This is a genomic window from Phocaeicola salanitronis DSM 18170 (assembly GCF_000190575.1).
GTDB lineage: Bacteria > Bacteroidota > Bacteroidia > Bacteroidales > Bacteroidaceae > Phocaeicola > Phocaeicola salanitronis.
Map to the genome: position 1 here is coordinate 845,770 of NC_015164.1, position 23,972 is coordinate 869,741.

At 45.1% G+C, this 23,972-nt stretch carries 19 protein-coding genes; 5 read left to right on the forward strand and 14 right to left on the reverse strand.

The window, feature by feature from the left end; translation table 11 throughout:
- Nucleotides 1-8: 8 nt before the first annotated feature.
- The 3 genes from BACSA_RS03895 to BACSA_RS03905 form a co-directional block, all read right to left on the reverse strand.
- Entirely contained in the window at nt 9-557 is a 549-nt protein-coding gene (locus BACSA_RS03895; RefSeq protein WP_013616815.1) for a DUF4924 family protein, read from the reverse strand.
- A 1-nt stretch (nt 558) separates the two neighbouring features.
- Nucleotides 559-1,218: a LysE family translocator gene (locus tag BACSA_RS03900; RefSeq protein ID WP_013616816.1), complete on the reverse strand. Its 660-nt coding sequence runs from the start codon at nt 1,216-1,218 to the stop codon at nt 559-561.
- 359 nt (nt 1,219-1,577) lie between these two features.
- The gene (locus BACSA_RS03905) at nt 1,578-2,480 is read right to left on the reverse strand and encodes a helix-turn-helix domain-containing protein (RefSeq protein WP_013616817.1); all 903 of its coding nucleotides are present in this window, start codon (nt 2,478-2,480) and stop codon (nt 1,578-1,580) included.
- Nucleotides 2,481-2,693: 213 nt separating this feature from the next.
- On the opposite strand from BACSA_RS03905, the gene purL reads away from it, so the two are divergent.
- The 4 genes from purL (at nt 2,694) to BACSA_RS03925 (ending at nt 11,779) form a co-directional block, all read left to right on the forward strand.
- Nucleotides 2,694-6,395: a phosphoribosylformylglycinamidine synthase gene (purL, locus tag BACSA_RS03910; protein WP_013616818.1), complete on the forward strand. Its 3,702-nt coding sequence runs from the start codon at nt 2,694-2,696 to the stop codon at nt 6,393-6,395.
- A 118-nt stretch (nt 6,396-6,513) separates the two neighbouring features.
- Nucleotides 6,514-10,518, forward strand: a complete 4,005-nt coding sequence (locus BACSA_RS03915) for a hybrid sensor histidine kinase/response regulator transcription factor (protein WP_013616819.1) — start codon at nt 6,514-6,516, stop codon at nt 10,516-10,518.
- A gap of 65 nt (nt 10,519-10,583) precedes the next feature.
- Nucleotides 10,584-11,123: a chromate transporter gene (locus BACSA_RS03920; RefSeq protein ID WP_013616820.1), complete on the forward strand. Its 540-nt coding sequence runs from the start codon at nt 10,584-10,586 to the stop codon at nt 11,121-11,123.
- 86 nt (nt 11,124-11,209) lie between these two features.
- Nucleotides 11,210-11,779 (forward strand): chromate transporter, encoded by a 570-nt coding sequence (locus BACSA_RS03925; protein ID WP_013616821.1) that lies wholly within the window; start codon nt 11,210-11,212, stop codon nt 11,777-11,779.
- Between the two features lie 185 nt (nt 11,780-11,964).
- Here BACSA_RS03925 and BACSA_RS03930 read toward each other — a convergent pair whose 3' ends face one another.
- From BACSA_RS03930 to BACSA_RS03940, 3 genes are all read right to left on the reverse strand, one after another.
- Nucleotides 11,965-12,414, reverse strand: coding sequence for a DUF4293 domain-containing protein (locus tag BACSA_RS03930; protein ID WP_013616822.1), 450 nt, complete (start codon nt 12,412-12,414; stop codon nt 11,965-11,967).
- 105 nt (nt 12,415-12,519) lie between these two features.
- A complete protein-coding gene (locus BACSA_RS03935) occupies nt 12,520-12,855 on the reverse strand; it encodes a DNA-directed RNA polymerase subunit omega (RefSeq protein ID WP_013616823.1) in 336 nt (111 codons plus the stop codon).
- Between the two features lie 25 nt (nt 12,856-12,880).
- Nucleotides 12,881-13,714: an outer membrane protein assembly factor BamD gene (locus tag BACSA_RS03940; protein ID WP_013616824.1), complete on the reverse strand. Its 834-nt coding sequence runs from the start codon at nt 13,712-13,714 to the stop codon at nt 12,881-12,883.
- A 145-nt stretch (nt 13,715-13,859) separates the two neighbouring features.
- Here BACSA_RS03940 and uvrB point away from each other — a divergent pair, with 145 nt between their 5' ends.
- On the forward strand, nt 13,860-15,884 hold the full coding sequence (uvrB, locus tag BACSA_RS03945; RefSeq protein WP_013616825.1) for an excinuclease ABC subunit UvrB: 2,025 nt from the start codon (nt 13,860-13,862) through the stop codon (nt 15,882-15,884).
- 61 nt (nt 15,885-15,945) lie between these two features.
- On the opposite strand, the gene BACSA_RS03950 is transcribed toward uvrB, so the two are convergent.
- The 8 genes from BACSA_RS03950 to BACSA_RS03985 all read right to left on the reverse strand — a co-directional run bounded on the left by BACSA_RS03950 (nt 15,946) and on the right by BACSA_RS03985 (nt 23,727).
- Nucleotides 15,946-16,308, reverse strand: coding sequence for a hypothetical protein (locus tag BACSA_RS03950; RefSeq protein WP_013616826.1), 363 nt, complete (start codon nt 16,306-16,308; stop codon nt 15,946-15,948).
- Between the two features lie 1,125 nt (nt 16,309-17,433).
- Nucleotides 17,434-18,702, reverse strand: coding sequence for an NADH:ubiquinone reductase (Na(+)-transporting) subunit F (nqrF, locus tag BACSA_RS03955; protein WP_041583875.1), 1,269 nt, complete (start codon nt 18,700-18,702; stop codon nt 17,434-17,436).
- 19 nt (nt 18,703-18,721) lie between these two features.
- On the reverse strand, nt 18,722-19,345 hold the full coding sequence (gene nqrE / locus BACSA_RS03960) for an NADH:ubiquinone reductase (Na(+)-transporting) subunit E (RefSeq protein WP_041584217.1): 624 nt from the start codon (nt 19,343-19,345) through the stop codon (nt 18,722-18,724).
- An 18-nt stretch (nt 19,346-19,363) separates the two neighbouring features.
- Nucleotides 19,364-20,002: an NADH:ubiquinone reductase (Na(+)-transporting) subunit D gene (locus tag BACSA_RS03965; protein WP_013616829.1), complete on the reverse strand. Its 639-nt coding sequence runs from the start codon at nt 20,000-20,002 to the stop codon at nt 19,364-19,366.
- Between the two features lie 14 nt (nt 20,003-20,016).
- Complete coding sequence (nqrC, locus tag BACSA_RS03970; protein ID WP_013616830.1) at nt 20,017-20,694, reverse strand: NADH:ubiquinone reductase (Na(+)-transporting) subunit C; 678 nt, start codon at nt 20,692-20,694, stop codon at nt 20,017-20,019.
- A gap of 12 nt (nt 20,695-20,706) precedes the next feature.
- Nucleotides 20,707-21,870 carry an NADH:ubiquinone reductase (Na(+)-transporting) subunit B gene (locus BACSA_RS03975; protein ID WP_013616831.1) on the reverse strand — a complete coding sequence of 388 codons (1,164 nt, stop codon included), beginning with the start codon at nt 21,868-21,870 and terminating at the stop codon, nt 20,707-20,709.
- Nucleotides 21,871-21,966: 96 nt separating this feature from the next.
- Entirely contained in the window at nt 21,967-23,319 is a 1,353-nt protein-coding gene (locus BACSA_RS03980; protein WP_013616832.1) for a Na(+)-translocating NADH-quinone reductase subunit A, read from the reverse strand.
- 222 nt (nt 23,320-23,541) lie between these two features.
- The gene (locus tag BACSA_RS03985) at nt 23,542-23,727 is read right to left on the reverse strand and encodes a hypothetical protein (protein WP_041583876.1); all 186 of its coding nucleotides are present in this window, start codon (nt 23,725-23,727) and stop codon (nt 23,542-23,544) included.
- Nucleotides 23,728-23,972: the final 245 nt, after the last annotated feature.

The window sequence follows — 23,972 nt, forward strand, 5'->3', positions numbered from 1 at the left end:
CTACGATATCAGTCTAAATCCAATTCCCCTTTTTTCTCCTTTATATAATAACCGGCAAGCATAGCCAGCAAATCACTGATTGCTTTCACCGCCTTCTGCGTATCTTCACTCACCTCTTTCTTTTGCAGTTTCAGCATCCATACGCCATACATGGCATCGAAGCACGTCTCCAGTTCAGGCACGTCCCTGTCCGCCCCCTTTGCCCGAAGCTCTACGATAAAAGGCAGAGCCTTGTAATAAGCAGCGCTATAGTACGGGAATTTAGGCGAGCGGAGCAAACGCAGATGCAGGTCGGTCAGCCATACGATGATGTTCTTATTGATTTGCAAATGCCCCTTCTGCATCACGCCCTCATCGTGCATCATGTTTATCAAATCGGCGTACCATTGCTCCAACTCCTTTTTCTGCCCTTCGGCCAGCGAAGGATAAGGTTCGATAATACATTTCTTTATTTTCTCGATATCGAAGCCGTTGGCACGAATCAAGTCTTCCACCTGCCACATATAAAGCAGGTATTCCGCAATATTCTGTTGTTTTAACTGTTGAGAGATATACATATCATGCTAATGATTTTCCGAGACAAGCAAACACGATGCCCACGATAGCCGCAATCATCACCGCCACGCCGATGATGCGGTTCAGTATCCAGATGCCCCGCACATTGAAGCGGGTACGCACCTTATTGACAAAATAGGTGATGCTGAACCACCACGTGACGGCTCCCATAATAATGGCAAGGTAACCTACCAGCTGAAAACCGATGGGGCTGCCCGGCATCACAAACGAAAAGCGGGCAAACAAACCGACGAACAGGAAGATAATCAAAGGATTGGAGAATGTGACCAAGAAAGCGGTAACAAAATTATGCAAATACGTACCCCGCTTCCCGGAAGAAGGGCGCAACGACTTCACCGGATTGCTCCGGAACGTATAGATTCCGAAAGCAAGCAGCATAATGCTTCCCACGACCTGCAAGAAGAGTTGATGCTTCACTATCAGCTCGTCCATAAAGCTCATGCCGTATCCCGTAAGCAACGCATAGCAAATATCGCTCAGTGCCGCCCCCAGTCCTGTCACAAAGCCAAACCAGCGTCCTTTATTCAATGTGCGCTGAATACAAAGAACGCCCACAGGCCCCAGCGGAGCGGAAACCACCACTCCCACTATAAACCCTTTTATCAATAAATCCAGTATCGTAACCTGTTCTATCCAATTCATAGTGCAAAGATGCTACTTTTTTGCGAGATTACCTACTTTTTCGGCCTCTATTATCAAGAGAAAAGCCGAATTGGGATTCATTGGTTGACAATTTGCCCCTATCCTTGCTTCCCTTACGAGGAAAACATCATTCACGGCACTTCCGCAAAGACAACCAGCCTCTCAGCCCGATACATCTATATCCTCTTCCCAGTCCTTATAGCCAGGACTGCAGTCCCAATAGGCTATGACTGCACTCCTGACCTGTTAAAATCGCAGTCCTGGCTATAAGGACTGGAAAGAGCAGCTAATCCCGTCGGGGAAAGCAGCCTTTTGCGTTTCTCAATCATCCTGCTTCCAGATAAAAACAAGCGCTTTTCCTATACCATCTGAAGCCTGCGGTATTCATTGGGCGTATAGCCTACATTCTTCTTGAATACCCGGTTGAAGTGTTGCGAATACTGGAAACCTAAGTCGTATGCTATCTGGCTGATGGTCTTGTCGGTACCGGCAATCATCTCCTTAGCGGTATCAATCAGTTTGTTCTGGATATATTCTTGGGCGGTCTTGCCCGTCTCCTTCTTAATCAAATCCCCGAAATAATTGGGTGAGAGAAAGACCCGGTCGGCAAAATACTTTACGGTAGGAAGCCCCTCGGTCTGAGGTTTATCTCCTTGAAAATAGGCGTCAAGCAAGGTTTCGAACTTGCTCAGCACATCCCGGTTGGCTACAGTACGGGTATCAAACTGGCGTTCATAAAAACGCATGCAATAATCCAACAATAACTGAATATTCCTCGCTATCAGGCGTTTGCTAAGCCGGTCTATCGAATGGACCAGCTCCAGCCTGATTTTCGCCAGGCAATCGGAGAAGATGCTTTTCTCTTCGTCGGAAAGATGAAGGGCTTCGTTCGACTTGTACGAGAAGAAAGAATACGATTTGATTTCCGCTCCCAGCGAAGTGCCTTTTATCAGGTCGGGATGAAACAAAAGCCCTTGTGCCATCGGCTTTACGCCCGGAGCCAGTTCCGTTTCCACTACCTGCCCGGGCGCGAAGCTGACTACGGTACCTTCCTGATAATCATACGTCTGTTTCCCATAGCGGATGTCTCCGCACCGGGTATCTTTCAGGAAAAGGGCGTAAACCTCATAATTGAAGGTAAAATGAGTGGGAAACCGGGTTGCTTCCGACAAGTCAATCACGCTCACCAACGGGTGCAACGTTTCCAGCCCGAAGAGTTGGTTATACTTGTCTATTGAATCCAATTTGATGATTTCGTCCATAAGGCTAAGCGTTTTTGAAATTTAAGGCAAATGTATACAATTATTTTATACGTAGTACGCACGAAGCCTCCTTATTTATAAAACGCTAAGCCCGGCACCTCCGCATTCAATGCCTTTAAGCGGATTTTCCCGATTTTGTTCGGTTATTCCAAGTAATTGTGTAACTTTGCACATTGATTCATCAGAAAATACATTTTTAATCCAAACAAGCGTATGATTCTATTTTTCAGAACACCTAATCAAAGTGTGATTGCTACCCAATGCAACAAGGAAATGAATGCAGACGACATCAAGAAACTGAGTTGGCTGTACGGAGACGCAACGGTAGAAAAAGAAGAGAATTTACAAGGTTGGTTCATCGGTCCACGCCGGGAAATGATTACGCCGTGGAGTACGAACGCGGTAGAAATTACCCAGAACATGGGACTTACAGGCATCCGCCGTATCGAAGAATACTTTTCCGTAAAAGACGAAAACGCGGAACACGACCCGATGCTGCAACGCATGTACCATGGGCTAAACCAACAGATATTTGACGTAGACATCAAGCCCCAGCCCATTATTTACATTGATGACCTGGAAGCTTACAACGAGCAGGAAGGACTGGCCCTCTCGCGCGAGGAGATGGACTACCTGAAGAAAGTGGAACAAGACCTGGGACGCAAGCTGACCGACTCGGAAGTGTTCGGTTTCGCCCAAATCAATTCGGAACATTGCCGCCATAAAATATTCGGAGGCACATTCATCATCGACGGAAAGGAAATGGAATCATCCTTGTTCCAGATGATTAAGAAGACTACCAAAGAGAACCCGAACAAGATTATCTCGGCATACAAAGACAATGTAGCCTTTGCCGAAGGTCCCGTAGTAGAGCAATTCGCTCCGAAAGACCACTCTACATCCGATTATTTCATCATCAAAGATATAAAGACCGTCATCTCCCTGAAGGCGGAAACGCATAACTTCCCCACAACGGTAGAGCCGTTCAACGGCGCTTCCACTGGTACCGGAGGTGAAATCCGCGACCGTATGGGCGGAGGAAAAGGCTCGTGGCCCATTGCAGGTACAGCGGTTTATATGACTTCTTATCCCCGTACCGATGAGGGACGCGAATGGGAAAGCATCCTGCCCGTACGCAAATGGTTGTACCAGACTCCCGAACAAATCCTGATTAAGGCTTCGAACGGTGCTTCCGACTTCGGAAACAAATTCGGGCAACCCCTGATCTGCGGTTCGGTATTGACCTTCGAGCATCAGGAAAACAATGAGAAATATGCATACGACAAGGTGATTATGCTTGCCGGAGGTGTGGGCTACGGAACAAAACGCGATTGCCTGAAAGGAACGCCCGAAGCAGGAGATGAAATCGTAGTATTAGGAGGTGACAACTATCGCATCGGACTGGGAGGCGGTTCGGTATCGTCGGTAGAAACCGGCCGTTATTCATCAGGCATCGAGCTGAATGCCGTACAGCGTGCCAACGCCGAGATGCAGAAACGCGCATACAATGTAGTGCGCGCCCTCTGCGAAGAAGATACCAACCCGATTGTTTCCATCCACGACCACGGTTCGGCAGGTCACGTAAACTGCTTGTCGGAATTGGTTGAGGATTGCGGCGGATTGATTCACATGGACAAGCTGCCTATCGGAGACGAAACACTTTCGGCAAAAGAAATCATTGCCAACGAATCGCAAGAGCGTATGGGCTTGCTTATCGAAGAGGAATCGCTGGAACATGTACAGAAGATTGCCGAACGCGAACGTGCCCCGATGTATGTGGTAGGCGAAACTACCGGCGACCATCGTTTTGCCTTCGAGCAAGCCGACGGTGTACGCCCGTTCGACCTGGCGGTAGACCAGATGTTCGGTTCTTCTCCTAAGACTTATATGGTAGACAAGACCGTAGAACGCCACTATGAAAACGTGACCTACGATGTAACCAAACTGAACGAATACGTGCGCCGTGTGCTCCAACTGGAAGCCGTAGCCTGCAAGGACTGGCTGACCAACAAAGTAGACCGCTCGGTTACAGGTAAAATCGCGCGCCAGCAATGTCAGGGCGAACTTCAGTTGCCTTTGAGCGATTGCGGTGTGGTTGCGCTCGACTATCGGGGTGAGAAAGGTATTGCCACAGCTCTCGGACATGCTCCGCAAGCAGGTCTTGCCAATCCGGCATACGGTTCGGTACTGTCTGTAGCCGAAGCCCTGACCAACATCGTGTGGGCACCTTTGGCAGACGGCATGGACAGCCTCTCGCTTTCGGCTAACTGGATGTGGCCCTGCCGCTCGCAAGAAGGTGAAGACGCACGTCTCTACACGGCGGTGAAAGCATTGTCCGACTTCTGCTGTGCCTTGCAAATCAATGTGCCTACAGGCAAAGACTCGCTTTCGATGACGCAAAAATACCCGAACGGAGAAAAGATTATCAGCCCGGGAACAGTTATCGTATCTGCAGGAGGCGAAGTATCGGATATCAAGAAAGTTGTTTCTCCGGTAATGGTAAACAATCCGAAATCGACCTTCTACCACATCGATTTCAGCTTCGACCAGCTCCGCTTGGGAGGTTCGGCATTTGCCCAATCCTTGAATAAAGTGGGCGATGACGTTCCAACCGTACAGAACCCTGACTATTTCCGCGATGCATTCCTTGCCATTCAGAAACTGGTGAACAAAGGACTGATTTTAGCAGGACACGACATTTCGGCTGGAGGTCTTATCACCACCTTACTCGAAATGTGCTTCGCCAATACCGAAGGCGGTATGGAAATCAACCTCGATAAATTCAAGCACGAAGACATCGTGAAGATTCTCTTCGCTGAAAATCCGGGCGTTGTCATCCAGGTAGCCGACAAGCACAAACACGAAGTCAAGAAAATCCTGGAAGATGCAGGCGTAGGATTTGTCAAGCTGGGTACACCTGCCGACGAACGCCATATACTTGTCACGCTTCACGAAGCTACTTACCAGTTCGGCATCGACTACTTGCGTGATGTATGGTACTCTACTTCCTACCTCCTCGACCGCAAGCAGAGCATGAACGGATGCGCCAAGAAACGTTTCGAGAACTACAAGATGCAACCGCTCGAAACCGTATTCGACAAGTCATTTACAGGCAAATTGTCACAATTCGGCTTGAACCCCGACCGGCGCACACCAAGCGGCATCAAGGCGGCAATCATCCGTGAAAAAGGGACCAACGGTGAACGCGAAATGGCATATATGCTCTACTTGGCAGGCTTCGATGTAAAAGACGTAACGATGACCGACCTTGTAAGCGGACGCGAAACACTGGAAGACATCCATTTCATCGTGTTCTGCGGAGGGTTCTCCAATTCCGACGTATTAGGCTCAGCAAAAGGATGGGCTGGAACCTTCCTCTTCAACCCGAAAGCCAAGGCGGCACTTGATAACTTCTATGCACGCAAGGATACCCTTTCGTTAGGCGTATGCAACGGATGCCAGCTGATGATGGAATTAGGGCTGATTACTCCTGAAGACAAGAAACAGGGCAAGATGTTGCACAACGACTCGCACAAGTTCGAATCGGCATTCTTGGGCGTAACCGTACCGATGAACCGAAGCGTGATGTTCGGCTCGTTGAGCGGCTCAAAATTAGGCATCTGGGTAGCCCATGGAGAAGGAAAATTCTCGTTGCCTTATCCTGAAGACCATTACAACGTGGTATTGAAATATTCATACGATGAATATCCGGGCAATCCGAACGGTTCAGACTATAGCGTAGCAGGTATCGCCAGTCAGGACGGACGCCATCTGGCTATGATGCCGCACTTGGAACGTGCCTGCTTCCCCTGGAACAATGCCTACTATCCTGCCGACCGCATTCACGAAGACCAAATCACACCGTGGATGGAAGCCTTCGTCAATGCGCGTAAGTGGGTAGAAGTACATAAGTAAATACCTTTAATATATAAGGAAACACAGATTAACGCGGATTAACGCAGATTATCGAATGAATATCTGCGAAAATCTGCGTTAATCCGCGTTAAAAACAAAACTCATAAACCTTTCCGTTATGCTGAACAAGTTCTTTATTCTAATAGGAATGATACTGATGTCATTATTCCCTATAAACGCCCAAATATTCAAATACATCGGCATGGATAACGGACTCAGCAGCAGAAGGGTACTTTCTATCGAACAAGGAAAACAATATTATATCTGGATACTTACCCACAAAGGGGCAGACCGTTACGACGGAAAACGATTCACCCATTATAACCTTTGCCGCGAAGGGAAAGCGCTAAATTTCTATCCCAACCTGAACATCCTTCACACAAGCCAAGACAAGACGGTTTATGAAATAGGGAAAGACGGATTTCTATTCCGGTACGATGAACGGAAAGATTCGTTCCTGCTCATGTTTGATTTAAAGCAACGTTATCCAGAATTCAAGAAACGTCCTGTTTCTGCCATTTACATGGACAATACAGACCGTATATGGTTCTGCATAGACCAACAGATTGTCTTGTATGACGTTCATAAGAAACACAGTTATAAATCAAAGCATCCTTTCAATGGGAAAATCACTTGCATCACACAAGTCAATGATACAGAATTTTATCTTACCACCGAAAGGCAAGTCGGTAAAATCCATCTCAAGGAAAACCAAATACAAGACACTGAACTGATCAATCTTCCTTCCCTTCAGCTAATAGACTATATTTATTATCACCGCCCTTCAAGCAAGTTAATCATCAACAGCCTGCTTGACAAACTCTTTATCTATAACCCGCAAAACGGGAAACTTACCTCAATGGGCGAATCAATGAAAGACATCGGAATCAACAAGATTATCCCCGACCGCCTACACCCAGACATACTCTACATAGCGACTGATGGGAAAGGCGTGTACAGACTGGATGTAAGTCATGAACATCTTGCTCCTTTCCTGTGCGAGGACCCTCATACCCCCAACAAAATGAACGGGAACATCATTAAAGATATTTACCAAGACCTATCGGGAAGACTTTGGAATGTTGTCTATCCTACCGGACTTACCGTCTACTCGGAACAATACCCAAGCTATAAGTGGGTTAAACACTCGCCTAACAATCCCCGCTCGCTTGCAAACAATTGTATAAATGCCATCTTAGAGGATGCGGATGGCGACATTTGGTATGCCACCAGCAATGGAATAAGCTGCTACAAAAAAGACACACGCCAATGGATGAACTTCCTCACCGATGAAGCCCAAACAGACGATGAAAGCGAAAATCGCATATTCACCTCTTTGTGCGAAGTAAAACCAGGGCTTGTCCTCGCCGGAGGCTATATGTCGGGCATCTACATGATTGACAAACATACACAAGCAACCACTTTCTACCAACAACATAGCGTCACTCCTGATGAAGGACCCGACAAATATATCCGATGCATCTACCGTGATACGGACGGCTTTGTATGGACTGGAGGTTTTTACCGGTTGAAGACACACAATCCACAAGCCCATACTACTACCGAATATAACATCGGCTACCCCGTTACCACCATCCAACAAAGAGACGAACATTCTTTATGGATAGGAACCATCAACGGTGTCTACATCTTTGACAAAAGAAATCAAAATTTCCGTCCATTGGAAAATGACCAAATGGGATGCGTCAATGTGGTCTACACAGATTCTGCACAGAACACCTATATCGGCACATACGGGAACGGACTATTCGTATTGCCTAAAAACAAAACGGAATTCATCCATTATCACACAGAGAATAGCGGTATAGGAAGCGACAACATCTATAGCATTGTTTCCGACCGGAACGGGAACCTGTATATCGGTACAGAAAACGGTTTATGCTTTTTCGACCCTATGGAAAGGACGTTCACCAATTGGACGAAAGAACAAGGGCTTCTTGCCGCCAGTTTCAATCCGAACGCCGCTATCCACACCCACGACGGCACATTGATATTCGGGAGCAACGATGGAGCGATTGTCCTCCACGACAACATCAAACTGCCTAACGAGTTTTATAATCACATCGTGTTTACTGACCTGAAAATCATGTACCGCACTGTACATCCCGACGAAAAAGACTCGCCCCTTTCCCGTCCTCTTGACCAGACCGAGCAAATAAAACTAAGATACGACCAAAACACATTTTCGCTTAACGTATCGTCTATCAATTTCGACAATCCTTCCAATGTCGCTTACACATGGAAGCTGGAAGGATTTTACGACCAATGGTCACCAGCCACCACCGACGGGCTTATCCAATACACCAACCTCTCGCCAGGAAACTACACGCTACGCGTACAAGCCATACTGACCGACAGCCATCAATTAATAGAAGAACGGGACATCCGCATCCTGATAGGCCGTCCGGCATGGCTTACCTTTTGGGCATTCTTAGGCTATGCGCTCATCATCATCGGCATCACATGGCTCATCGTACGCATCAAAATGATTCGCCACGAAAAACAAGTGTCACAAGAGAAAATCAATTTCTTTGTCCATACGGCACACGACATCCGCACCCCGCTAACTCTTATCAAAGCCCCGTTAGGTGAAATCCTAAAAGACGAGCCACTGAGCGAACAAGGAGTGAGAAATCTTAACCTTGCCATGCAAAATACAGAAAACTTGTCTGAACTGGCAAATAACCTTATCAATTTCCAGAAAGAAAGTTATTACAGCCCACAGGCTACTGTATCACGTCAGGAACTGAACCACTACCTGCAAACCTACCTGAAGCAATTCGAAGCATACGCAGAACAAAAAGGAATCATTTTACATTATAAAGGCACTCCAGAGCCATTGGAGGTATGGATAGACCGTAACAAGATAGATTCTATCTTGCGCAATCTCATCAGCAATGCCTTAAAATATACACCGGGCGGAGGAAATATCAATGTAGAGGCCGGGCATACCAAAAACCGTTGGACACTGTCCATACAAGACACCGGTATAGGCATTCCGAAAGAAGACCAAAAGAAATTATTCCGCTTTCTTTTCCGCGGTCAGAATGCCACCAACCAGCTCATTACCGGTTCAGGCATCGGGATGCTACTCACCTATCGCCTAATCCGGAATCATGAAGGCAAGATAAACTGCACCAGCACAGAAGGTGTAGGAACGACCTTTACCTTGAGCTTTCCCATTCGAAGCGAACACTTTCAATACCGTACAGAAGATACTCCCAGCGGAGTCTTATCCGAAGGGAAAAAGCCGGCAGAAGTGTTTGGAGACATGACACACAACGAGCCACAAAAGCCAGACAGCAAACTTCCTCTTATCCTGATAGTGGAAGACAATACCGGACTGCGCACATTCTTGGCAGAAAGCCTTGCTGACACCTACCGTACAGAAGAAGCCGGCAACGGACAAGAAGCCCTTGATAAAATACACGCCACACCGCCCGACCTTGTCATTTCCGATGTGATGATGCCTGTCATGAACGGTGAAGAAATGTGCAGCATCCTGAAAAGCAATATGGAGACCAGCCACATCCCTGTTATCCTGCTTACGGCACTCGGCACTCGCGAAGACATTTTACGAGGATTGCAGACCAAAGCGGATATGCACATTGTAAAACCTTTCGATCTCACCGTACTGAAAGCCAACATCAGCAATTTACTGGAGAACCGTGAACTAATCCGCAAAAAGCTGAAACAAGCCTCAATAGATATGGAACCTCCTGCAGAAGACACGCTTCTCCTGCCGGAATTGGATAAGGAATTCATTCACAAAGTCACTACTTTCATTAAAGAAAACCTGGAAGGCGAACTGACTGTAGATGCCATCTGTGCAGAAATGAATATGAGCCGCACCAGCTTTTACAACAAGATGAAAGCCCTCACCGGCATCCCGCCCAATGAGTTCATCCGCAACATCCGCATGCAGGAAGCTGCTATCTTGCTGAAGACCCAACGATATACGGTGGCAGAAGTTTCAGACCGTATGGGATTTGCAGATCCGAAATACTTCGCGGATGCATTCAAAAAGTTCTACGGCGTTCCGCCCAGTGTGTATAAGAAAAACGATTTCACGGCAGAGGACACAGAGGAAATTAAAGGATAAAAATCTCCGCGCTACTCTGTACAGCCGTGACAAATAATCAAGAACCAAACCATAAAAAAACAAATATGAACTTTTATATCAAATCATTTCTCATCTTTACCCGCATCGGAATGTTCACCATTGGAGGAGGATATGCCATGGTGCCCCTGATAGAAGATGAATTGGTAGACAAACGAAAATGGATTACGCACGAAGACTTCCTCGACCTGATGGCATTGGCGCAAACTGTGCCGGGCATCTTCGCAGTCAACATTGCCATTTTCATCGGTTACAAGTTACGCCGCTTTTGGGGAGCTTTCTGGATGGCATTGGGCACTATCCTGCCCTCATTTCTCGTCATCCTTGCCATTGCTCTTTTCTTCCAGCAATTCAAGCACTACCCTGCAGTGGAAAGCGTATTCAAGGGCATCCGCCCCGCCGTAGTGGCACTGATAGCTGCCCCTACGTTCAAGATGGCAAAATCGGCACGCATCAATCGTTACAATGTATGGATTCCCGTAGTTTCCGCTCTTCTTATCTGGCTTTTAGGTTTCTCCCCCATCTATGTCATTATCCTAAGCGGATTAGGAGGATACATCTATGGGAGGTTAAAATTTAAACGTTGAAAATTAGAAGTTTGCATACACCGGCTCAAACATCAACCATTCACTATTAATTATTAATTATTAATTATTAACTATTAATTATCCAAATGCTTTTCCTGCAACTTTTTTATGCGTTCTTCAAAATCGGCCTCTTCGGATTCGGAGGAGGCTATGCCATGATTTCCATGATACAAGGTGAAGTAGTAACCCGTCACCAATGGCTCACTTCAACCGAGTTTACCGATATTATCGCCATCAGCCAAATGACTCCCGGCCCTATCGGAATTAACTCAGCCACATACGTAGGCTACTCGGCAGTTGTCAATGCAGGTTATTCACACACTATCGGAATTTTAGGTTCCATCATAACCACCGGAGCCGTAGTGTTGCCTTCGTTCATACTAATGGTACTTATCAGCCGCTTCTTTCTCAAATACCAAAAACATCCTGCCGTAGCCGCAGTATTCAATGGATTACGTCCTGGCGTAGTGGGCTTGCTGGCAGCAGCAGCCTTAGTATTAATGAATGGCGAAAACTTCGGTACTGATTATTTGCAAATCATTGTCAGCACGGTACTGTTTGTGGCAACCTTCATCACTTCCTATTACTATAAGACCAATCCCATACTCCTGATTGTAGCAAGCGGCATAATAGGATACATCATTTATGGTCAATAAGCAAACGCTGAAATACATTCATACACAGAAACAATTTAGGCTGTAACGTCTGATAAACATTTCGTTACAGCCTAAATCAAATAGCATCTCATTTATGCTTCCTTTGCTACGCCTGCACTCTCCTTGACTGTCCACATTTTGTAACTGTCAATCTGGCATGCTATAACCCATGATGACACATTCACTTATCGAATTGTATTGTATGCTCGTACCAGCACTTCATCCTTGCCAATAGCCCGAATGGCAAGCCAATTCAAAATAATACATACAAACGGCAAACAAACAGACCATGAAGGAGTAAAGCTACCGTATGCAGACAAGGTAGAAACAGCAAATACCGCACATGTGATGTAATACCCTACCAACACAATGCTGCTGAAAACAGTCAAGCGGATTTGCAACATGCGCTTCTTATATAAGAAAATGGTCACAAACGACAATGCCGTTGAAATAAGCAACAAAACAAACAATGCCCACGGCGTATAATCGGAAGCGCCGTCTGCCGTTGTCACACATAAATTGGACATTTCCGCTACACTGGTTTCGGTATAAAAATGTCCGACTGACACCGACATCATGATAATCAAGAGAACAAAAACAATAAATAAATAAACAGACTGAATACGCTGTATCATAATCGATTCCTTACCTAAAATTATACAAATAAAAAACACAGAAGCGTATTCTCTTCCTTCTTGCAGGATGCGGCAATACGTTTCTGTGTCGTTTAATCAAACTAATTATTGCAATTTTTCTTTTTCTTTCGCCGGATTCCGATAATACACCTTACCTTCGATGTATTCTTGCGTAGCAATCAGCGTCGGCTTCGGAAGTTTCTCATAATAACGTGAAATTTCAATCTGCTCTCTGTTCTCAAAGACTTCTTCCAAGTTATCGTTATACGAAGCAAACTCCTGCAATTTCTTCGACAAATCGTTCTTCATCTCCACGCCTATCTGGTTCGCACGTTTACCGATAATGGCTACGGTTTCATAGATATTGCCGGTATCTTCACACAATTCCATTACATTACGGGTGATGGTATTGGTAGGAGCATTTGTTTTTTTGTAATCCATAATTTTACTTTATTATAAACCTAAATTAATCTTCCTCTTTCACATATTGGCTGGCATCCTTATAAATAGCCTCCACTTCTTTGATGTACTTGCTTTCGGGATACTCGTTCTTGAACGCATAATATTCATCAATGGCATCACGCATACGTTCCTCTTTCTTTTCGAGCACACTCTCTTTTGCCATATCGTACTTGGCACGTAAAATCAAGATAGAAAGGTCTTCCCTTCTCTTCGTATAAGGATAATCACGCAGCACGTTTTGGGCAGTTACTACCGCTGCCAGATAATTGTTACCTGTACTGCTATACGATGTATTTCCTGTATATGACCCCAAATCATAATACAACTTAGCCGACAAATATTCTTTTTCCACCAACTTATCCTGCAATTCATAAATCATGTTCTGAGCCAAATCCTTTCTGGAACTGGTCGGAAAATATTCGATGAACATCTGCAATTCATCAATTGCCTTATACGTGCTAGTCTGGTCCAAACGAGGTTCAGGCGTATCCAAATACAATGATTTTCCACAAAAGAAACGAGCCAATTCGGTATACGTTCCACGCGGATAAGTGGTATAATAAACATTAAAATAGTGAGAGGCAGAGATATAGTCACCTTGATTGAAATACGTCATAGCCAGCATGTATGCCGACTCTTCCGCATTACTCGTCCCCTTCAAGATAGGAATCAGCTCTTCCAACAAGGTAGCAGCCCTGCTATTCTGCCCTTTAGCAAAATATCCTTTCGCCGCCTCATATTTATATTCATAATCCGTGCTTTTCAGCACCGTATTATACTCACCGCACGAAGAAAGCATCGTCACGGAAAGCATCGATAGAATGATGTACTTTTTCATGTTTATCCATATAGTTGTGCAAAAGTACGGCTTTCCCTTGAATAATGCAATATCTCAATGTTTTTTAATATAAAAATTCTCCTTCCACTTCATTTTGATGAAAAATATTATGTAATTTTACACACTTTTCTAATCATAGCAAGTTATGAACTTTGAACTCGTATCAGACTATCAGCCGACAGGCGACCAACCGGAAGCTATCGCACAATTGACCGAAGGAGTGAAAAACGGCGTTCCTGCCCAAACTTTACTGGGAGTTACAGGTTCAGGAAAAACATTCACCATCGCCAATGTCATCAAGAATATCAACAAGCCCACACTCATATTAAGCCACAACAAAACACTTGCAGCCCAACTGTATGGTGAATTCAAGAATTTCTTTCCGCATAATGCAGTAGAATATTACGTGTCTTACTATGACTATTATCAGCCGGAAGCCTACATCCCTTCCACTGATACGTATATAGAAAAGGATTTGGCCATCAATGGCGAAATAGATAAATTAAGACTGGCTGCTACCTCTGCCCTTTTATCAGGAAGAAACGATGTGGTAGTCATTTCATCCATATCCTGTATCTACGGCATGGGGAACCCCGCCGATTTTTACAACAACGTCATCGAAATCAAAAAAGGGAAAAAACTGGACCGGAACGTTTTCTTGCGCAAATTGGTAGACAGCCTGTATGTCCGGAATGACCTGGAACTGAACCGAGGCAATTTCCGGGTAAAAGGAGACACGGTAGATATATTTCTAGCATATACAGACAGTGCCCTGCGGGTAATGTTTTGGGACGATGAAATTGATGCCATAGAAGAAATCGACCCTATTTCGGGACACCGGATAAACGAATATGACGAATACAAGATTTATCCTGCCAATCTGTTCATGACGACCAAGGAAAGCGTGCTTCGCGCCATCCATCAAATAGAAGATGATTTAACCAAACAAGTAGCCTGGTTTGAGGAACAAGGGAAAAACTACGAAGCCAAACGGTTGTATGAACGGGTTACATACGACATGGAAATGCTTCGCGAATTAGGGCATTGCTCAGGCATTGAGAATTATTCCCGCTATTTTGACGGCAGAGAACCCGGCACACGCCCGTATTGCCTTCTCGATTTCTTCCCGAAAGATTTCCTGATGGTTATTGACGAAAGCCACGCCAGCGTCCCTCAAATCCGTGCCATGTACGGAGGCGACCGCGCCCGAAAAGAAAACTTAATCAAATATGGTTTTCGCTTGCCTGCCGCAATGGACAATCGCCCTTTAAAGTTTGAAGAATTTCAAGAATTGGCAAAACAGATTATTTATGTCAGTGCCACACCGGACGACTATGAGCTGGAACAAAGCGAAGGCATTGTAGTAGAACAAGTCATACGCCCGACAGGCCTGCTAGACCCAATCATCGAAATACGCCCAAGCATGAATCAGGTGGACGACTTAATGGAAGAAATCCAGCAACGCATCGAAAGGCAAGAGCGTATATTGGTTACCACTTTAACCAAACGCATGGCAGAAGAACTGACCGAATACCTGCTTCAGCACGGAATACGCTGTACTTATATCCATAGTGATGTAGAGACACTGGAACGGGTCAAGATTATGGAAGATTTGCGGCAAGGCATATATGACGTTCTGGTAGGAGTCAACTTGCTTCGTGAAGGACTGGACTTGCCAGAAGTATCACTTGTAGCGATACTGGACGCTGACAAAGAAGGTTTTCTCCGTTCTCACCGTTCCCTGACTCAGACCGCAGGACGAGCAGCCCGAAACGTAAACGGAAAAGTGATTATGTACGCAGACAGAATAACAGACAGCATGCAGCAAACCATTGACGAAACAAACCGCAGAAGGGCAAAACAATTGGCTTATAATGAAGCACATGGAATCACGCCCAAACAAATCAAACGGGCATACAACAACATTTTGCTCGAACAAACCGAAAGCGAAAGCAGTACGTCCAAACCCAAAGCCTACACAGACGCTCCTGCACAAATGTATGCCGCTGCCGATCCGATTGTACAATATATGTCGAAAGAGCAACTTCAAAAAAGCATTAACCGCACCCGTAAATTGATGCAAGAAGCGGCCAAGAAACTGGACTTTATCGAAGCAGCCCAATACCGGGACGAACTGCTCCGTTTAGAAGACCAATTGAAAGGAAAATAAAAAAAGGCACCTTCTACAAAGAGGGTGCCTCCTGTTTAATCATTATTATCGCGTGAACGGATTACTTTTCAACATTAATGCCTTTGTTATTCAAAGTCAACGCCATCAGACGTACATATTTAGCGTATTGCTTTTCATCCAGCGTTTCCTTCATTAATTTCAAATTTCCATAAACAGCATTACGCACTTTCTGATCTGCATTTTTGGTAGAGCGGTTAGCCGTTTTCATTTGTTCTTGGAAATAATCACAAATATCTGCAACTTCTTCCTTCTGAGTTACAGTAAGTTTCAAATACTTACTCAGTTTAGCCTTGTTAATAGATCCATCCCATTTAGCAACAGTCGTTGAATCGTTTACACCGTTAGCCAAAACAGATGCAGAAAATGCTAAAGCAGCTACTAATGTTAATCCAAACTTTTTCATAATACCTAAATTTTAAATGTTACCTAAAAACTTGTTACCTTAAAAATAAAATGTTATCCCTTTAATCTAGTTTAGTTTAGCTCGAGCTTTTATCTTTTTACCGATGCAAAGATAAGAACATGTTGCATAACATAAAAACATTTCCAAAGAAAAATTCACACGATGGTATCATTTATTGATTTAAATCAATAGAAAGATAGCAAAATGCACTGTTTTGAAACGACATTGTAACATGCGGAGCAAAATGCAAGAACAAGCAAAAACTATTTGAAAGCAAATAAGCTTTCTGCATTGAAGAAAGAATTCTTTTCATAATAAAGTAGCATAAGCAAAGATGCTTGTCCAATGAACCAAGGATACTTGAGAATTTATCATCGGATACTCTGCCGTTTATCCAAGATAAAAGTATAAGCGTTCTATACCTGAAAGAATAAATGCATTGGAATGAAAAACAACCTTATGTCCATGTGGAACAAAATCATGCTCCGCAAAAAGGTACGTCATCTATTTCCCTTAGAAATTGCCTTAGAAATTTCGTAAGCATTCGAACAGATGCTTACTGACTACCGACTTTCCAGATAGAATCATGGCAAGACGCAGCCGGTTACGGAGGCTTGCGAATATAGGTGCGGCGGCAAACGCATATAGGTTCATCCGCTGCAAGATTAATAATCCTCAGGCTGCAAGATTATTAATCTTACAAGCGGAAGATTATTAATCTTACACTAGACGAAGTTATCTGTGTAGAGAGAAGAAGATAATAACAACAACCTTTTAACTAATCTGCGTATGATAATGTACCGTTTAGTAATGTGCGGTGAACGGAACGGAGACAGCATACTGGAGCTGTGACATCAACAAAATGCACAAAATCCATGCCGCACATAGTATATCTTTGTGGCTAGTTTGTTTTTACGAGGACATAAAACAAGCTACAAGCTAACGGATTATTAACCTAATTAAAAAGCAAAACTATGAGTGCACTTTATGGCTATACACTTCCCACTATCGGGCGTGTTGCGATGCGCACCGGTTAGAGAATGTCGCACTGGACCGAACTACGAAAAAAGGAGAACCGGCAAATACGCCCATTCTCCTTTTTCCCTATTGATAAAAATACAATGATTATCCTCCGAAGTTATCATACATGATTGAACTGGATTCCACTCCTAAACTGTCCAACATTTTCACAACAGCATTCGACATCGGACCCGGACCGCACATATAGTACTCTATGTCTTCGGGTGCCTCGTGATTCTTCAAGTAAGTTTCATACATCACCTGATGCACGAAGCCCGGAGTATATTTCACGCCTGCGGCATCGGCAGCAGGGTCAGGACGGTCAAGCGCCAAATGGAAATGGAAGTTCGAGAAATCTTTTTCCAATTGCAGGAAATCTTGCAAATAGAACACTTCATTCAATGCACGGGCGCCATAGAAATAATGCATTTCACGGTCGCGTGTGTTCAGTGTGCGGGTCATGTGCATAATTTGTGCACGCAACGGAGCCATACCGGCACCACCTCCTACCCAAATCATTTCTTTCTTCGAATCGAATATCGGGTGGAAATCACCGTAAGGACCGCTCATCAGCACCTTGTCACCCGGCTTCAGCGTGAAGATGTAAGAAGATGCGATACCCGGATTCACGTCCATAAAACCACTGCGGTCGGGTTTGAACGGAGGCGTGGCAATACGGACCGTCAACATGAACACATCACCCTCTGCCGGATAGTTCGCCATTGAATAAGCACGGATAGTCGGCTCAGGGTTGACGCACTTCAACGAGAACATATTGAACTTCTTCCATGCTGGCAAATATTCATCACCAATCAATGACTTGTCAATATCCTTGTCGTAATCCATCGTAAATGTCGGAATCTTAATCTGTGCATACGAACCGGGGATGAAGTCCATGTGCGCGCCGGCAGGCAATTGCACCTTGAATTCCTTGATGAACGTTGCCACATTCTTGTTCGAAATAACGGTACATTCGTATTCCTTCACACCCAAGACCGATTCAGGCACTTTGATAGCCATATCGCCTTTCACTTTCACCTGACATCCCAAACGCCAATGGTCTTTCTGCTGCTTACGGCTGAAATGCCCTACTTCCGAAGGAAGGATTTCTCCCCCACCTTCCAAAACCTGGCACTTGCATTGCCCGCAAGACCCTTTCCCGCCACAAGCCGATGACAAGAATATATTGTTTACAGCCAAGGTGTTCAGCAATGTCGAACCAGACTCCACTTCCAACTGGTTTTCTCCGTTAATGGTCAGTTTTACCTTACCCGAAGTTACCAAGAACTTTTTCGCCACCAACAAAATGATGACCAACACCAGAATAGTCACCAGGAATACTCCAATGCTTGCTAATATAAAATTCATGTCCATTGTCTTATTCCTTTCCTTATTAGATGTTCAAACCTGAGAAACACATAAATGCCATAGCCATCAAGCCTACTGTAATGAAAGTTATGCCCAAGCCCTTCAACGGGGCAGGCACATTGGAGTAAGCCATCTTCTCACGAATGGCAGCCAGACCCACAATAGCCAGCAGCCAGCCTATACCCGACCCCAAGGCGTATGAAACAGAGTCCCATACATTGCCGATAAATTTCGGGTCAGACTCTCCCAAGCCAATGCGTTGCTGCATAAACAAAGACGCACCCATAATCGCACAATTCACGGCAATCAAAGGCAAGAAAATACCCAATGAAGCATACAATGAAGGGCTGAAACGCTCTACAACCATTTCTACCAACTGGGTGATGGCAGCAATAACGGCAATAAAGAGGATGAAGCTCAAAAAACTTAAATCAATGCCCAAGATACCGTCTGCCGCAAGCACTTTGGTCTGAAGCAGATAGTTGACCGGTAAAGTCACAACCAATACGAACGTAACGGCAATACCTAACCCGAGGGCAGTTTTTACATTCTTCGACACAGCCAGATACGAACACATACCCAGGAAGAATGCAAAAATCATATTGTCCACAAAGATTGAACGGACCAATAAACTTATAAAATGTTCCATAATCATTACCTTTCCTTATTATTCCTTTTCTTGTAATTCGGGATGTTTCGCACGCTGGTACCATATCAGGCAAGCCACGATAATCAATGCCATAGGCGGCATCAACATCAAGCCGTTGTTCACATATCCCGCCTCCTTAATGGCATCGTAATTCAATATATTGTAGCCTAACAATGTACCTGAGCCCAAAAGTTCACGGATAAACGCCACGATAATCAAAATCTTGGCATAGCCTAAGCCATTGCCCAGACCGTCCAGACAAGATTCCCACGGACCGTTTGCCATCGCAAACGCTTCAAGACGTCCCATCAAGATACAATTCGTAATAATCAGACCTACGTAAACGGATAATTGCACACTGACATCGTATGCAAATGCCTTCAACACTTCGCTTACGATTGTCACCAAAGCGGCAACCACTACCAGCTGGACGATGATACGGATACGGTTCGGAATCGTTTTGCGAATCAATGAAATGACAACGTTGGAAAATGCCGTAATAATCGTCACGGAAAGACCCATTACGATAGCCGGTTCCAACTTAGAGGTTACGGCGAGTGCAGAACAGATACCCAATACCTGAACCGTTACCGGGTTGTTCATGCTTATCGGAGTAGAAAATACCTCTTTATTCTTAGCTGAAAATAAACTTCCCATGATATTCGTCCTCCTTATTTAGTAGTTAAAAAATTGGTATAATGACCCATGCAGCTCTTTAACATCTGGCCTACCGCTACCGAAGTGATTGTACCGCCTGAGATTCCATCCACCTGGAACTCCGGCTTCTCCACCTTCCCGTTCTTCACGACATCCAGACCAACCACAGAACCATCCATGACTTTCTTGTCTTTAAACTCGTTTTGGAAATGCTCGGTAGCGATTTCCGCACCCAAGCCCGGAGTCTCCGAAGCATGAGAGAAATAAGTGCCATACACGGTATTCTTGTCTTCGTTCAGCGCCACATATCCCCAGATGGCCCCCCAAAGGCCGGCACCGTAAACAGGAATAACATACTTTGTTTCCCCGTCCACTTCACAGACAAAGAGATGAGCTTCTCCTTTTTCTTTATATGCTTTCTCATATCCGGTGACAAAAGCGCCTTCATACGGTTTCAGCGAACCGTCTTCAGCCACCAGCATATCTTCCTTCACCACCTCGGCAAACTTGGCTTCGGGATTCTGCACATCGCGAATGCCCAGTGAAGAAAGAATCTGTTTCTTCGTATCCAGCTCAACGTTCTTTCCTTGCAGTTCGCGCAAAGAAGAGTTGACGAAAGCCAGCAAAAACGCTACGATAATAACCAATACCGAAGCATAAATGATCGTATAAGAATTGCTATTCGTATTCATTGTATATTCGGTTTAATTGTTAGACATAGCACGTTTCGCACGACGCGAAATATTATTCTGTACCACTACATAGTCAATCAGCGGTGCAAAGATATTCATCAGCAGGATTGCCAGCATCATGCCCTCCGGATAGCCCGGATTCAATACACGGATAATGATTGCCATCGCGCCAATCAGGAATCCGTAAACAAACTTGCCGTTCTCCGTACGGGAAGAAGTGACCGGGTCGGTCGCCATAAATACAGCGCCGAAACAGAAACCGCCCAAGCACAAATGTTCGTACCAAGGCATGTGGGCAACTGCCGTATCCGGTCCCCATTGATTGAACACCCAACCCATAACGGCACCGCCGACAAATACAGACAACATCGTTTTCCAACTTGCCACGCCCGACCATAATAGGATAACGGCACCGATAGCAATGGCAATTACGCTCGTCTCGCCGATAGAGCCCGGAATCAGACCGGTCACCATATCCCACGAGAAAGCAGGGCACTCGGCAACCTTAGCCACGCCTAACGGAGTAGCGGCGGTCAAGCCATCTACCGTCTTGCCCAATCCGAAAATGCTATCGCCCGAAACCCATACGGTATCGCCCGACATTTTGGTAGGATAAGCAAAGAACAGAAATGCGCGGGTAATCAACGCCGGATTGAAGATATTCATACCTGTCCCGCCAAACACTTCCTTACAGAAGATTACCGAAAACGCCGTGGCTACGGCAAGCATCCACAACGGACAATCTACCGGAACAATCATCGGTATCAACATACCCGTTACCAGAAAACCTTCCTGAATCTCTTCTTTCTTCCATTGGGCAACAATGAACTCAATGCCCAGACCTACGACATACGAAACAATGATTTTAGGCAACACGGCAAGGAAACCATATCCGAACAATTCTATAAAGCTGCCTTCCACGCCTGCCGCATGATAATGCTGGTAACCCACATTATACATACCGAACAACAAAGCCGGCATCAAAGCAATGACCACGAACGACATGATACGTTTGCTATCTATCGCATCGTGGATGTGAGTACCTGTTTTCGAAGTGGCATTCGGCACGAACAAGAATGTTTCGAAGCCATCGAACACCGAACGAAAAGCATGGTATTTGCCTCCCTCCTCAAAGTTCGGCTTTATCTTATCGAGATAATTTCTTAATGCTTTCATTTAATTATTATTTTTAGTTGACAAGGCATCAGTTAACAAGGTTTTTAAAGCCTCGTACACTTGTTAACCTATCCCCTTGTTACCTTATTATTTATATTAACACATCTCCTTGCGAAGCATATCCAAACCTTCACGGACTATACGCTGAAGTTCCATCTTCGAAGAGCAGACAAATTCGCAAAGCGCGAAATCTTCGGGAGCCACCTCATAGATACCCAGTTCTTCCATCCGGTCAATATCACCGGCGATGATAGCCTTAATCAGGTATTCCGGCAGAATGTCCATCGGAAACACCCTATCATATTCGTTGGACATAATCATGTGGCGTTCGCCTCCCTTTACACGGGCATCCAACACATATTCTTTCTTCTTGCCCATCAGCCAGCTAAAGTAAGAACGGCTCACGCTGAAGTCATTCGTGCGGGGCATTATCCAGCCCAACATTTCGTGCACGTCATTTCCTTCGGGAATTACCGTCACTTGGGAATGGAAAGCGCCCAAGAAACCATTTGCCGGAATCTGCTTCCCGGTCAGGACGTTTCCGCTAATGTAACGCACTTCCCTCTCCTTATTAATATTACCGGCAAGCACATCGGTCAGCATCGCGCCCACCTTCAATTTGCAATATGCCGGCTTCTTCACTTCAGAACCCGTGATGGCAACGGTACGGGTCAAATCCACCCTACCCGTATTCATCAGGCGGCCGATAAAGATAACCGCTTGCGGATCAACCGCCCATACGGTCTCGCCCTTATTTACCGGAGCGATGTGATTGATTTGCACACCGACATTGCCGGCAGGATGCGGGCCTTCGAATACGGTCAATGTAACGCCTTTCGCTTGAGTCAATGCCTTAGCCTGCTGGCTTGCGCTGATGCTGAGATACACGCCGGCTATCTTAGCCAAAGCATCCAGCCCGGTTTGGAAATTCGCTTCCTCGCCTTTCAACGCGAACTCAAAGTCAGGAGCCAACGGATTCGAATCGAAAGCAGACACAAAAATAGCCCGCGGCGCAATCGCCGGGTCGGCAATCACATCATACGGGCGTTGGCGGATGAACGCAAACAAACCTGCATTCAACAACAATTCTTTTACGGCAGTCCCATCCAGCTTGGCAACATCCTGCTTGCCAAACTCTTCATAATCCTGCTCGGAAGCTGCTTCTACCGTAATGCTCATCACTTTCCGGCGGGCACCGCGTTCCACACTCGTCACTACGCCACTTACTGGCGATACAAACTTCATCTCAGGATGATTCTTGTCGATAAACAAGGGCCCTCCCGCCATCACATATTCCTGTTCTTTCACAACCACTTTCGGAGTGACTCCGGTAAAGTCTTCAGGACATATCGCATAAAATCCCGGTTCTTTTACTTTTATCACCTCTTCGGCGGCTTTTCCCTTCAGGTTTATGTTCAGACCTTTACGTAATTTTATCAGATTAGCCATGTTAGGTTATAAAAATGGTTTTTCATTATTCTGACCGCAAATTTAAAAAAAGATAAATACAAAGGAAAGCTCTGCGCACTATTAAAGAAAAATTTCCCTATTATTTCCCCCTTTCCTACCCTTCTATGTCAAGACCGTTTCAATTTTGCAATGTAAAGAATACAAAATGAATAGAAAAAGAACATTTATTTCCTTTCAAGCCTCACGCCCAAGCCTTCCCGTTCAGATATATGCAACCTTAGAAGCTGTTTTGAATTTCTCCAAAAAGTTTTTCTTGGCTTGATGTATCCGGTTTCGTGTGTGCTTTGGGCGATTTTTTGGTCCTTTCCGCTCCTGTTCTTCGTCAGATAGCCCGCTATCTTCCTCATCACAGAAGCGAAAATGCCTCAAAAACTCATCCCAAATCATCGCACGATAAATTCAAAACAGCTTCTTAGAGCCTGTTTAAATTTTCCAATAAAGCAATATTCTATCAGGTTCTTTTGCGTTTGTTTCCGGTCTGTTTTCCCGGTTTTATTCGCCAGATAGCCCGTTATCCTCCTCATAAAGTCAGAAAACATCCTCGAAAACAATTCGCAAAATTAACCTGAGCAAAATTTTAACAGGCTCTTAATTCGCATATGTCAGAGAAATGTCGTATGTTTGCAACTCTA